The sequence below is a fragment of the Okibacterium sp. HSC-33S16 genome, assembly GCF_024171565.1.
In the GTDB taxonomy this organism is placed as follows: Bacteria; Actinomycetota; Actinomycetes; order Actinomycetales; family Microbacteriaceae; genus Mycetocola_A.
The window spans coordinates 104,877-117,883 of sequence record NZ_JALJZZ010000006.1; the positions used below are offsets into that span (position 1 = coordinate 104,877).

General features: G+C 62.2%; 12 protein-coding genes. 6 read left to right on the forward strand and 6 right to left on the reverse strand.

The genetic code is table 11. From position 1 onward, the window contains the following. Window positions 1-73 precede the first annotated feature (73 nt). Window positions 74-1,318 (forward strand): alpha/beta fold hydrolase, encoded by a 1,245-nt coding sequence (locus L1277_RS13660; protein WP_253377149.1) that lies wholly within the window; start codon window positions 74-76, stop codon window positions 1,316-1,318. 8 nt (window positions 1,319-1,326) lie between these two features. Here L1277_RS13660 and L1277_RS13665 read toward each other — a convergent pair whose 3' ends face one another. After that, window positions 1,327-2,064 carry an SDR family oxidoreductase gene (locus L1277_RS13665; RefSeq protein ID WP_253377151.1) on the reverse strand — a complete coding sequence of 246 codons (738 nt, stop codon included), beginning with the start codon at window positions 2,062-2,064 and terminating at the stop codon, window positions 1,327-1,329. 84 nt (window positions 2,065-2,148) lie between these two features. On the opposite strand from L1277_RS13665, the gene L1277_RS13670 reads away from it, so the two are divergent. Both L1277_RS13670 and L1277_RS13675 read left to right on the forward strand, forming a co-directional pair. Next, on the forward strand, window positions 2,149-2,748 hold the full coding sequence (locus L1277_RS13670; RefSeq protein WP_253377153.1) for a TetR/AcrR family transcriptional regulator: 600 nt from the start codon (window positions 2,149-2,151) through the stop codon (window positions 2,746-2,748). Window positions 2,749-2,868: 120 nt separating this feature from the next. Further along, window positions 2,869-4,281, forward strand: coding sequence for an MFS transporter (locus tag L1277_RS13675; protein ID WP_253377155.1), 1,413 nt, complete (start codon window positions 2,869-2,871; stop codon window positions 4,279-4,281). A 15-nt stretch (window positions 4,282-4,296) separates the two neighbouring features. Here the strand turns inward: L1277_RS13675 and L1277_RS13680 are convergent, their stop codons facing one another. After that, window positions 4,297-4,683, reverse strand: coding sequence for an SHOCT domain-containing protein (locus tag L1277_RS13680; RefSeq protein WP_253377157.1), 387 nt, complete (start codon window positions 4,681-4,683; stop codon window positions 4,297-4,299). Window positions 4,684-4,934: 251 nt separating this feature from the next. Here L1277_RS13680 and L1277_RS13685 point away from each other — a divergent pair, with 251 nt between their 5' ends. After that, window positions 4,935-6,110, forward strand: a complete 1,176-nt coding sequence (locus L1277_RS13685; RefSeq protein WP_253377159.1) for an AI-2E family transporter — start codon at window positions 4,935-4,937, stop codon at window positions 6,108-6,110. 14 nt (window positions 6,111-6,124) lie between these two features. On the opposite strand, the gene L1277_RS13690 is transcribed toward L1277_RS13685, so the two are convergent. Next, window positions 6,125-8,578: a LuxR C-terminal-related transcriptional regulator gene (locus tag L1277_RS13690; RefSeq protein ID WP_253377161.1), complete on the reverse strand. Its 2,454-nt coding sequence runs from the start codon at window positions 8,576-8,578 to the stop codon at window positions 6,125-6,127. A 145-nt stretch (window positions 8,579-8,723) separates the two neighbouring features. Here L1277_RS13690 and L1277_RS13695 point away from each other — a divergent pair, with 145 nt between their 5' ends. Next, window positions 8,724-8,939, forward strand: coding sequence for a hypothetical protein (locus L1277_RS13695; RefSeq protein ID WP_253377163.1), 216 nt, complete (start codon window positions 8,724-8,726; stop codon window positions 8,937-8,939). A 9-nt stretch (window positions 8,940-8,948) separates the two neighbouring features. Here L1277_RS13695 and L1277_RS13700 read toward each other — a convergent pair whose 3' ends face one another. Beyond that, the gene (locus L1277_RS13700; protein WP_253377165.1) at window positions 8,949-9,653 is read right to left on the reverse strand and encodes an ion channel; all 705 of its coding nucleotides are present in this window, start codon (window positions 9,651-9,653) and stop codon (window positions 8,949-8,951) included. A gap of 196 nt (window positions 9,654-9,849) precedes the next feature. On the opposite strand from L1277_RS13700, the gene L1277_RS13705 reads away from it, so the two are divergent. Then, the gene (locus L1277_RS13705; protein WP_253377167.1) at window positions 9,850-10,233 is read left to right on the forward strand and encodes a PLDc N-terminal domain-containing protein; all 384 of its coding nucleotides are present in this window, start codon (window positions 9,850-9,852) and stop codon (window positions 10,231-10,233) included. On the opposite strand, the gene L1277_RS13710 is transcribed toward L1277_RS13705, so the two are convergent. Then, window positions 10,217-11,677, reverse strand: coding sequence for an ATP-binding protein (locus L1277_RS13710; protein WP_253377168.1), 1,461 nt, complete (start codon window positions 11,675-11,677; stop codon window positions 10,217-10,219). The genes L1277_RS13705 and L1277_RS13710 overlap by 17 nt on opposite strands. Beyond that, window positions 11,622-12,953: an ion channel protein gene (locus tag L1277_RS13715; RefSeq protein ID WP_253377170.1), complete on the reverse strand. Its 1,332-nt coding sequence runs from the start codon at window positions 12,951-12,953 to the stop codon at window positions 11,622-11,624. The genes L1277_RS13710 and L1277_RS13715 overlap by 56 nt, the downstream gene beginning before the upstream one ends. Window positions 12,954-13,007 lie beyond the last annotated feature (54 nt).

The following is a 13,007-nucleotide window of genomic DNA, read 5'->3' on the forward strand; positions in this document are numbered from 1 at the left end:
TCGCGGTCGACGGGCATGATGGTGCACCAATCGTCAGCCACCGAGAATCGAGGGCGGCGTCAAGGAGACCGTCATGGCACAGGACGAGCTGCGTCGCGCGGGGAGCGGTCGTCGAGGTGGGGTGAGGCCCTGGCGCGCCGTAGTTGCCGGGGTGCTCGCCATTCTCCTGTTGGCCCTGTTGCCCGGGCTGGTTCGGTTGGCAAATTTCGGCGAGCGCGTCGAACAGGGCAAGCTCGCCGAGTCACGGCTGGGACCCTTCTATGCCGCGTCGACGGCGGCGCCCGGAGGTGCACCCGGCGACATCGTGCGCTCGGAGCCGATGGTTGGCGCGCCGCCCGGTGCTGAGGCGTGGCGGGTGATCTACCGCTCGAGCGACGAAGAGGGACAGCCGACGGTGGTCTCGGGCACGGTGGTGGCCCCAACGACGGTGCCGACGTCGGACCGGACTGTCGTTGCGTGGGGGCATCCCACAACGGGGACCGCGTCCCGATGTGCTCCGTCCATCGGGATGGCGCCGTTCGTTCTCATCGAGGGACTCGGTCGCCTTCTCTCGGCCGGTTACGTCGTCGTTGCGACGGACTACTCCGGGATGGGGATGCCCGGGCCGCCGTCGTTCCTCCTCGGTGCCACGGAAGCCGCGAACGTTCTCGACATCGTTCGCGTGGCGGGTCAGATTCCGGATGCCCACGCGAGCAACGACCTCATCCTCTGGGGACATTCGCAAGGCGGTCACGCTGCACTCTTTGCGGCACAGCGGGCAGCCACCTACGCCCCGGACCTGAACCTGCTCGGGGTTGCCGTCGCTGCGCCAGCCACTGACCTGGCCGCCCTGCTCCAGGCCGACATCGTGGACGTATCGGGCATCACGATCGGCGCCTATGCGCTGACGGCCTACGCGTCGGCATATGCCGGCTCCCTTCCACCCGATCCGCTCAGCTCGATACTGACCTCGGACGGCGTGAGCGCGGCGGGCCGCATGAGTGAGCTCTGCCTCCTCGGGCAGAACAACCAGCTCCACGCCATCGCCCGGCCGCTCCTTGGTCGCTTTCTCGCTCGAGAGCCGGCCACCACCGCTCCGTGGGACGAACTCCTCGCCCAAAACAAGCCACACGCCGGACCGCTGCCCGTGCCGCTCTTCGTGGCGCAGGGAGAGTCCGACACGCTCGTTCGTCCGGAAGTCACCGCCGCCTTTGTGCTCGCTCAACAGGCGGCAGGAACCGCTGTCACGTCGCATACCTATCCACGAATCGGCCATGGCACGGTCGCACTCGTCGCCATCGACGACCTCCTCCCATGGATGAGTCGTCTTCGGTCGTAGCCCAGCCGTCAGGCCGCTCCACCGTTGGCGAAGAGCACCTGGCCGTTCACCCAGCGGCCTGGCCCCGCGAGGAAAGCGACCACCTCGGCAATGTCGTTCGGTGTTCCGAGTCGGCCCATCGGATTGCGTGAGGCGATCTGCGCGACGAGCTCGTCACTCTTGCCGTCGAGGAAGAGTGGCGTGGCGGTTGGCCCGGGTGCCACGGCGTTGACCGTGACGTCGCGGCCGGCGAGTTCCCGCGCGAGGATGAGCGTCAATGCCTCCACCGCCCCCTTGGATGCCGCATATGCGCCATAGCTCGGAGTTTGCAGCCTCGTAATCGACGTCGAGAAGTTGATGATTGCGCCACCGTCCCGGACGCGTCTGGCGGCGAGCTGATCGACGATGAAGGTGCCGCGAACGTTTGTGCGCTGCACTCGATCGAAGGTCTCCAGGTCCATCTCTGCGATGGGGGCGAGTGGCATGATGCCCGCGGTATGTACGACCACGTCGGCCCCGCCGAACGTCTGCTCCGCGAGGGCGAACATCCCAGCCATGGCAACATCGTCGGCGACGTCACCGCCGAACGCGATAGCCTGCCCACCGGCAGCGACGATCGCCTCGACCGTGTCATCAGCCCGGCCGCGATTTCCGGCGTAGTGCACGACGACCGAGAAGCCGTCTTGACCGAGGCGCTCGCTGATCGCCCGACCAATGCCACCTGAGCCACCGGTCACAAGAGCGACGCGTTCTAATGTGTGGGGCATTGGATGCCTTCCTCTACGATATGTACCAACTGTATATTTGTGATCGTACGCCGATATGTACGATCTGTCTAGAAAAGGGTGCTGATGGGTGAGACACCGTCGCCACGGCGAGGCCGCGGCCGCCGACCAGCCGGCGAGGTGCGCGGAGCGGTTCTGGAAGCGGCTGGCCGGATCCTTCTTCGAGACGGTATGCGCGCTGTGACCTTCGATCGCGTGGCGAACGAAGCAGGATCGAGCAAGATGACGCTTTATAAGTGGTGGCCGTCACCCGGAGCCCTTGCTGCCGAGGCGTACTTCACGCGTAGTGCACCACAACTCGACTTTCACGACACCGGCGACCTGCGGGCTGATCTCATTGAGCAGCTGACCTCTTTCGTGCGCTGGGTTGTTGCAGCGGGCAACCCGGTGGCGGAGCTGATCGGCGCTGCACAACTCGACCCTGAGCTCGGCGCGGCATGGTCGGCAAGCTATGGGCTGCCACGACGCGAGCTGGCTCGCGAGAGACTGCGGAGTGCGCAACGGAGTGGAGAACTTCGCGAGGATGCCGACCTCGATGTTCTTGTGGACCAGCTGTGGGGTGCGTGCTACCACCGTCTGCTCGTGCTGAGGGTGCCCGTGGAGGAGTCGTTCGTTATCCCCGTGGTGGACCAGGCGCTGTACGGGGCGGCAGCTCACCGACCCTGACCGACCACAAGAAAGTGCGTACTTTCTCGCATCGCCAGCGGCAGGGCAACCCCCTCACCGGCGGAATCGTCAGGCATAGGGTTTTCTCGTGGATGCCAGGAGGCGGCTGGAGGGGGACTCATGAGTACGGACACTCGACGCGCGGCAGGATCGGACGACGCGGTAAAAAAGGGGCTGACCTCTTTTCTCGCTGCACCGCCACCCGGGCCGCGTCTCGACGATGCGACGATCGCGAAGCGCTACCCGCGACTCCGCCTTCAGGTCTTCATCGGAATCTTCATCGGCTACGCCGCCTACTATCTGATTCGAAACAACGTCCCGTTGGTATCCACGATCCTCAAGGACGAACACGGGTTTAGCGTTGTCGGTTTGGGCGTCATCACAAACGGGGTGCTCCTGGCATACGGGTTCAGCAAATTCTTCAGCGCCATCGTGAGCGACCGAAGCAACGCCCGCTGGTTCTTGCCGATCGGGCTCGTGCTGTCCGCATTCGCGAACCTCTTCATCGCTTTCGTTCCTGCCGTTGGGGCGTCCGTCGCTTTCTTTGCAATCGTCATGATTGTCAACGGATTCTTCCAGGGAATGGGCTGGCCGCCAAGCGGACGTACCTTGGTCCACTGGTTCTCGACGTCGGAGCGCGGTGGAAAGACCGCCATTTGGAACGTCGCCCACAACGTTGGTGGAGCAGGAGCCGGTGGCCTCGCCGGTCTCGCGCTGGCTTGGTTCGGAGGATGGCAGAGCGCGTTCTGGTTCCCGGCAGTTGTCTGTCTCATTATCGCGGTGATCGCGTTCATCCTTCTCCGTGACACTCCCGAGTCGGAGGGATTACCGCCCATCGAGGAGTACCGCAACGACCCCGCTCCCGTGGAGGCGGATCACAGCGACGAAGGTGCATCCACATGGCAGACCGTTCGCAAATATGTGATCACCAACGGTACGATGGTCAACCTCGCGCTGGCGAACGTCTTCATCTACACCCTTCGATATGGCGTCCTCGTGTGGGCTCCCGTCTACCTCGCCGAGGTGCGTGGTGCCAGCCTTGGTGAAGGCATCGCCGGTTTCTCCCTCTTCGAACTCGCTGGAATTCCTGGCACCCTGCTTTGCGGCTACATCAGCGACAAAGTGTTTAAGGGCAAGCGATCGCCGACAGGAATCCTCTTCATGGCCGCGGTCGGTGTGGCCGTTGCCGTGTACTGGCTCTCGCCCGTTGAAGGCCCGTTGTGGGTGTCGCTCGCGGCGCTTGTCGCTATCGGCGGCCTGATCTACGGACCGGTGATGCTCATCGGCCTGCAGGCACTCGACCTGAGCCCGCGGAACGTCGCTGGTACGGCCGCTGGTTTCACCGGTTTGTTCGGATATGTGCTTGGCGCGACGCTGGCATCAACCGGAATCGGTCTCGCAGTGCACGCGTTCGGCTGGAACTGGACGTTCGCGCTGATTCTCGTGTGTGTCGTACTCGCAATCGTGCTGCTCGCGATCGTCGGTCGAAAGGAACGTGCCCTTCGCGCCCGCCGACACGAGACTCAGGGGTAGCCGGGAGGACCGGACCTAAAGCAGCGCTTTGGCCTTGAGAGCAGCAAACTCCTCGGGGGTGATCGATCCGGCAGCCAACAGTGACTGGGCTGTGGCGATGTGATTTGAAGGACTGGCCAGCGGGATGATGCGCGGACGATAGTCGTGGGGTTCGGAAACCGTCGCTTCGCCTCGAGGATTCCGGCCATTCATTCCGTTGCCCCGTACAACGAGGTAGGCGAGGACGGTGAGGAACGGCAGGAACACCAGGCCAGCGACCCACACTGCTTTACTCCAGCCGTTCAGGGCCCGATCACCGAAAATATCCCCGAGCACCCTGATCAGAAGGAGGAGATAGGCGATCAGCAGATAGGCCCACACGAACCAAACGATGACGGCCCAGAAGGTGCTCCACCAGTTCATTGCTGTCGGCTCCCTCCGCGATCCCCGGTGAGGCGAAACATAATCGAGCGCTTCCGCTGTGCGATCACCCACGGTGGATGACATTTTCGAACGGCGTCTCGAGCCGTGGACGATCGCGGGGGCCAGTGCTAGTTTGCCGACAGGCCGGGGACCACCAATCGCACCGCTGACGATGCGCGCTTGGGGATGAAACGATGAATCTACGCTTCTGGGGTCGTCAAGACCGGGCGGAGGATCCTCAGAAACGAGCCATGCGGGACGCTGAAGCCGGTTCCTCCTCACCGTCGCCCCTTCCGCGGGCGACTGTGGTCCTCCTCAGCCTCGGCGGCGCTTCAGCCACGATTTTCGGACTCTGGGCGATACAGCCGGTGGCCGCGCCGGTGGCTCTTGCGCTCGTGCTGAGTATCTGTGCGCATCCCGTGCGTGGGGCCCTCGAACGGATCCGAGTGCCTCGCGGTGTCGCCACCGTGCTTGCCATCCTTCTTGTCGTCGCGTTACTCGCCGGTTTCGTCGCATCCTTGTTGATTGCGCTGACCCAGTTCACTACCCTCCTCCCGCAATTCACGCCGCAAATGGAGCAGATAGGTCAGGACATCGTCGCCTGGCTCGCGAGCGTCGGGGTCGGAGTTGAGTCTGCCCAGACCATCATTGCTGGATTCGACCCAGCCAAACTCCTTGACCTCGCGGCTGGCCTGCTCGGTGGGATCACCGGAATCGTGTTCTCGCTCGTCGTCATCATTACTTTGGTGATGCTGATGGCCATGGACGCGACATATCTTCCGCCGCTCTTCTCGGAGCTTCACAAGCGGCGACCGACTCTGGTCTCCGCGATGAACGGATTCGCCGTCAGCGTTCGCCGATATATGGTCGCCGCAACCGGCCTCGGTGTGCTGCAGAGCACGATGAACTTCATCGCCTTAGCCCTGCTCGGAGTTCCGGCCCCATTCCTGTGGGCGCTTCTGTCATTCATCTGCAGTTACATCCCCAATGTCGGTTACTTTCTCGCGATCATCCCGCCCACCGTCTTTGGTCTGCTCGTCGGCGGTTGGCCAATAGCGATCGCCGTCATCCTGATCTACGGCATCATCAACATGATCGTGCAGTCCATCGTTCAGCCCCTCCTGGTGAGCAACGTTGTCGCATTGAACCAAACCATTACATTTGTCTCGGTCCTGTTCTGGACACCCGTCCTCGGGCCGGTCGGTGCGGTGTTGGCCGTGCCATTGACGTTGCTGGTCCGCGCCCTTCTACTCGACGCCGATCCCGATGCCGCCTGGTGGCGACCGCTGACGGGCGACATCGACGCGGCGAAGAGCGTTTTGAGAGCGAAGGACGCCGACAACAGACGAAAGCGGGCTGCGCGGAGAAGTGCAGTGCGGGGCGAGCGGGAAGCCGCGGTCGAGGGCGCGCGTTTGGCGGATGAATAATGCTCTGGTTGGAGCTAGAGCAGTCCGACTTCGCGAGCGCGGTCGATGGCTCCATCGCGTGTCGTCGCACCCAGCTTGCGATAAATATGCGCCATATGCGTTTTTATGGTGTTTACCGACACGTAGAAACGCCGCGCGAGTTCAACGTTGGTGAACCGAGTCGGGAAGTAGACGAGAAGTTCCAGTTCGCGCTCCGTCAGCGGTTCGGACAGACCGAGAGCGGGCAACTGCGACGTCTCTTCACCTGCGCGGCTCCGGATCAGGTCACTGAATGCGGCCTGGGGTCCGGAGATCATGGAAAGCCGCTGCAAAATGAGCGGACCAGCCTGAACGAACACCTCCACAAAACCGTGGATCTCAGCAACCTGCAGCGCGGCCGCAAGTTCTCGTAGGGCTTCCTCAGGCAACTCGTCGACGGCTGCCAGGCGAGCCCTGAGAATGTGATTCTGGACGACCGACAGAGGTGTCGAGACGTGAACCAACTGTTGCCAGGTTTCCACGATCTCTCGCGCGGGACCGGTGTCGCCGAGGGTGATCGATGCTGCTGCTCGTTCAAAGAGCACTGTTGGAACGAGCTTGGGATCATCAGATACGAGCACTTCGGTATCGGTCCTGACAGTCTGTGGAGCGGCAGCCAAGGGATGATGCGTGCCGCGAGCATCGCTGGTGGTTGCGGGTGAGCTGTGAGCTGATTCTTCGCTTCCGGACGGTTCGGCACCCGGATCGGCCTCGGGTTCCAACGAGGTGAGGACGGACGCCAGATAGGCGTCTGCGATGGCGGGGTGGGCGAGCATCCCGGCATCCCGTGCTGTCTCTAAGGCGTCTCGCATGAGTTTGTCCGCGCGGGTCACGTTTCTGCTCCACGCTTCCACGAGAGACAGAGCGCTGAGTGCGCTTACTCGTTCGACGACATCTGACCCCGAAGCCACGAGGGCACGCGACAACCACTTCCGTGCCTCCGTCGTATTTCCGGCGAGGAAGAACGCACGACCCCCTGATACGAGTGCCTGGGCTAATTCCGGGGACGTTGCTCGGCGAACGTCTCCACGCTGCGCGAGGGCGCCAACTTTGCGACGGGCTTCATCGCTGGAGATATCCGGGCGCGCTCGCCATAACACCTGCGCCGCGACGAATCCCCATCCCCGGCGCGGTGCCGCAGACGCAGTCACGTTTCGCTCTGGTTCCGCAGCGGGCGCTGGAAAAGCGGCAGATTCATCTCCCCACGCATGCCGAACACCGGCGAAGAGCTCTTCATTTATTTGGGCGGTTCGCACCAGATTGCGAGCGGTGGGCACGGGCGAGTGAACCGGGGCCCCCACTCCAGTGGCCGCATCGTCAGCGGCGGACGCCAGCATGGTCTCCATCGCACCGTCGCGGGCTTGTGCTCTCAAGAGATAGTCGAGAGCCTTCTTCACCCGGCTTCGACTCAGGTGCCAGTCGGCCGCTGCGGTAAGGATCTGGAGCTCGGCCGCGGGGTTTTCGGCGCGGAGCCGGGATCGAAGAAGTTCTGAGAAGAGATGGTGAAAGCGGAACCACTGGCGCTGGGCATCCAACGGGATAAGAAACATGCACTCCCGCTCCAACTCCTCAAGTGTTTGCTGGGCGTTGTGTGAACCGACCGCGGCTTCAACGAGACCGGCACACATGTCATCGAGTACTGACATCTCCAACAACAGCTGTCTGCGGTCAGCAGGAAGGCCAGAAATCACTTCCTCGCCCAAGTAGTCGGCTACAAGCCGGTCGCTTCCGCTGAATTCGGCGATGAACGACTCAGCGTCCGGTTCGTTCCTCAGATGTAGCCCGGCGAGTTGTAACCCCGCCGCCCACCCTTCGGTCCGGTCACACAGCTTGTGAACCTGTGAAGGCGTGAACGCGTGGCCAACGATGTTTTCGAGGAGTGCAGCTGACTCGGATTCGTTGAACGCAAGTTGGGCCGGTCGAAGTTCGAGAAGTTCATCATTCAGGCGGTGGCGACTGAGCGCGATCGGTGGATCGACCCGAGACGCGATGACGACATGAACGGTACGAGGCACACGCTCGATGAGCTTGCCCAGGTCAGCAACAAGAGCAACGTTTGTGAAGCGATGTACATCCTCGAGGAGAAGGACGGTTTCCGGGCCGCCCTCGAGAGCCGCTGCCAAGCCGGTGATCAGAGCCTGCCCAAGTCCCTCCCCGTCGCGGGAAATGGATCTTGTTGCTCGTGCGCTGGAAGGGTGAGAAAAGGTCAGGGCTGTGATGAGGCGACGTGTGAAGTGAGCCGGGTCGTCATCGGCCGAGTCGATGGAGAGATGGGTAAAGTTCAGGTCGCTGTGCGTCGCAATCCATTGCCGTAAGAGAGTCGTCTTACCGGCACCAGCAGGTGCAGCGACCAAGGTGAGACGCCGCCCCAATGCTCCATCAAGAGCAGCGAGAAGCGCTGGTCGCTCGACGAGAGGTTTTCCTGCAAGGGGCTGGCTGGAAGCGCCCATGGCCACTCCGTTCCACGGTCAGTGTGGCACATCTGACTTTGGTGGCCAAGGGGAGTGGTCATCTGAGGAAATCCTTCATCCTCCGCGGATGATGCTTCCAGTCAGAGTTGTACTCAGAATGTGGATTGTGTGAGAGGACTCGGCCGTGACCAGCGAACCATTCGAAATCGTGATCAAGGGCACGTTGAGTGACCCGGTCGCGGAGCTCATCGACGGATTCCGGATTAGCAAGGTCGATCACGGCGAGACCCATTTAGTCGGAGCGCTGCCGGACCAGGCGAAGCTGCAGGGAATTCTGGCTCTCTTTGGGAATCTCAACATTGAACTGGTGTCAGTCAATCGAGCGACGAGGAGAAAATGATGTTTGTGGTCAGCGACGCTGCGGTTGCCAACCCGATACAACTCGAGCGACCGCGATGACAAGAAAGAGCTGACCGGCGATCGCTTCGGCAATGGCGACGCTCTGGACGGCTGATCCACTCGGGACGAGATTTCCGTATCCCGTCGTCGTCAGTGTCGTGAATGAGAAGAAGAGTTGGCTGGTCAGCGAGTCGTCATTCGCGTTCTCGAAAAGGGGCGTGGCAGTCGTGAGACCGATCAGGTTATAGACAAAGGTGAAGAACATCCCGACCATCACGTAGGCAGCTATCGACGCAAGAAGAGTCTGGCCGTCGACAAGCACTTTCCTTCCCTGGTGAGCGATGATCGCGATCGGTGCGCCAAGATACGCCAACATGGATGCCGACGAGAGCACGATATCGAGCACACGGCCCTCGAGCGCAGCCAGTTGAACGATACCGGCGGCGGTTCCGGTCACAGCGAGGACAACCCAGCCAACCTGACGCACTCCCGCGTTGACGCGAGCCACCCACAGGGTCGCTGCGACGGTAGCGAGTTGGACCAGAAGAACCACGGCGCTCGGGTCTGGTGAGGTCTGAGCGGCGCACATCAGGTACGAAACCGTGAGCAGTGTCAGGACAAGCCAGTAGCCGGATCGCCAACTCGAGGGATGCCGGCCGACCGGGTGGGCCGTCGATGCCAGAGATTCGGCCTTCGTGCGGCGGGGCTTGGTCATTGCCTCCACCCTCTACGTCACTTCCAGATCCCCGGAACGCTACGGCAATGGCTGACAAACGGCGTCATCCGCTCGGGGTGACCGTGGGTCAGGCGAGAGCCTTCATCCTTCCCGGGTGATGCCCGGTCGGTGATGCCTCACTAGATTCAGGCGATCGGCACATTGCCCGATAACCGTCCGTGAAAGGTCGCCCGAAATGAACTTCTGGGATTTCATCCTTTTCGTTTTCTGGAGCTATGTCTTCTTTTCGTACCTCATGGTTCTTTTCGGAATCATTGGGGATATTTTCCGGGACACCAGTCTCAACGGCGGTCTCAAAGCTGTGTGGGTGATCTTCCTTGTGTTCGTGCCGTTCCTTACCGCACTCGTCTATCTCATCGCCCGCGGCAAGGGCATGAGCGAGCGACAGCAAGCTGCCGTTCGACAGGCACGGTCACAGACCGACCAGTACATTCGATCGGTCGCAGGGAGCTCACCAGCCGAAGAGATCGCGAAAGCAAAGACGCTGCTTGATTCGGGGGCGATTAGCCAGGGTGAGTTCGACGGCTTGAAAGGCCAAGCGCTCAAGGTTGCGGCCTAAGACGCACCGGGACGCGGACATCCGCGCCGCCCTCCTCCAGCAACCGCTCGCCCATCTTCACCATCGTCGGGGTCGCCGTGAAGCCGCCAGCGAACAACGCTTCACCCTGCCGGAACTGCGACGCACGCGTGAGCATGTTGCCCGGCACAAAACCGAAGATTGTGCCCAGCTCGTCGAGATCAACGGGTGACGTCATCTTCATCAGCGCAAGGTTGTCGCACTGCGAGATGATGCTCGGATCGATTCGGGACGGGCGCTGTGTGGAGAGCAAAAGCCACAGTCCGAACTTGCGGCCCTCTGCCGCGATCTGGATAAGCCGTTCTCGAACGGCGTCATGCAGGGGACTGTGCTGGTCAGGTGAACCCAGGTTGTGCGCTTCATCAATCACGATGAGCAGCGGCCGGCGTCGTTCCCGGCGCGCCCAGAGGTCGTCGAGAACAGCCATGGCGACAACGAGTGGCTCGTCGGGTGTATCAAATCCACCGAGGTCGAGCACCGTTGCGTCTGGTCGTGTGTCCAGAATGTCCGTCACCGCTTCGAACTCCCGCGCCCAGACGGCCCAGTCGACGAGTCCCAGGTTTTCGATGCGGGACGCGAGCGCGAGAGCAGCTGCTGTTCCGCGCTGGCGAAGCGTTGGAACGACCTCTTCTCCTGTCACCGAACCTACGACTTCCTGGAGATGGATGAGCTCGTTGTATTCGTCGCGGTCGGTCACCGGATCGAGGTGCATGACTGCAGCTTTCGCTCGAAGCGGGAGATCAACAAACCTGACCCGGAGAGAGTCGGGATCGGGCGATGCGGGGCGAAGAATTCGGATGTTACGGCTCAAAAGTGAGCGTATGGCATCCGTTTCTCTCGTCTCTTTCGCTTCCCGAAGCCGAGTGAAGTCACCATTGGGGTCGAAAATCACCATCGGAAGCGATGTGTGCAAGAGCAGTTGTTCAAGCACGACTCCGAGAGCGTATGTCTTGCCCGAGCCGCTCTGGCCGCACCAAAAGGTGTGGCGATTGAACCGATGGGGAAGCAGGTGTGCAGGCACGTCAGTTGATGAAAGGGAGGTTCCGATGTCAAGAAGGTCACCACTTCCGCTGTACAGGGAATTGATCTCGACGGGCTCGGCGGGCTGGATCTGCGCAGAGATAAACGGGAGTGAGCGGCGCGAATCGAGGGTTCTGGTGTCCTCTGAGATGAGCCCCAGAATCCTCCCCGTACCGTGCATGTCGCCGCCCATGGAGAAGGTGACGTCCTCGACTTGGCCGAGTTCTCGCATCCCGCCCTCGAGACGCACGGTGACGAAGCCGCCCGGCTCGAAGAACGACCGAAGTGGCCCGGTGAAGTGAAAGTATCGGCCGTCGAGTGAGACCGCAGTGGTGTCGCGAGGGACAAGCTCAGGGTCGTACATGGCTGGGACCAGAGTCGCTTGCGAGTGCTTCAGGCGTGGCATGGACGATCATTTCTGGTCCGCGTGACACGAGCAGCCACGTCGGCAAGACAGCAATGCACAAGACGGGGAGGACCGTAATCCCGCCGGTGACCGCGACAGCGATAAAGAGGGCGATCCATCCGTCACGGGAGATCGCCAGGACCATCCCGAGCACCCCGCTTGCGGTCGCAACGGCGAGCGGGATCGAAGGGATCAACGCATTCGCGAGGATGCCAATCGCGACCCCGATGAAGACGGCCGGGAAAATGCGCCCCCCACGAAAACCGGCGGCTGCGCTCACAAGCAGGGCAAGGACCTTCACTGCCACGATCACGATGAGGGTGGAAGCCGCGTAGTCGTCGCGGTGAGCGATCAGGTCGCCCATTTGACCGAGCCCCTTGAAGAGCGTGATGGGGCCGCCGACCGCTCCGAGGATTCCCAGGATGACGCCGCCAAGCGTGATGTACAGCGCGGGATTCCTGAGCAGGCGAAAGGCCCGGTGAAGGCGCGGAAAAACGGCGGCGGCGGTGAGCCCCAGAGCCGCGGAGATCACTGCGATGAGCGCGGCACTCAGGAGATCGACCGGTGCAACGGTTTCATAAGCGGGGAGGTCGAGGGTGAATTGTGGATTTGCGAGCAGGGACATCATCACCGCGCCGGCCCCGGCGGACAGCAGTGGGAGGAAGAGTTGGTCCCACAGCGCCCCCTCCCGGAACAGTGAGCCGACCAGGCCGGTGAAGACCAAAGCGGCCGCCACTGGAGTGCCGAACAGCGCCCCGATCGTTCCTGCGGCCGTGACCACAACGACAAGTTCGACCGGAATGCTCGGCCACAGCCAGCGAGAAAGGGCCACCATCAGTCCGGCGTTGATGCCGATGATCGCCGCCTCGGGACCCAGGCTCACACCGCCGCCCAAGGCCAAGACGGCAACGATCGTCAGGGAGGGCAAGGTCTGCAGAGGAAGCGGAGGAGCGATGAGGTGCACCGTCGCTGAGTCCTGTCCGCCGTGCCCCGGCATCAGCCAGACGATGAGGCCCACAACGAGCCCGACCGCGCTCAATACTCCGAAGATCCACCATCGCGAGTCCGGATCGATGCCGAGAGCGTCGGGAAGAGCTGACCACAGCCCGTGTTCGAGTGCATGCGCGATCGCTTCAACGGCATAGAGCAGGATCGCTGACAGTGCGCCGACCATGATGGTGGGAATCGACAGTGCCAGAAGCTTCTGCACGGTCGACCGGGAAGGCCTGTCTCCCTCGACATCCGCGAGGGTGTCAGTTCCCGTGAGCTCAGCCATGAGACCACCCTCCGGCGTGAGCCCGTGCCCTGCGGGTGTTCATCGCCACTTTGC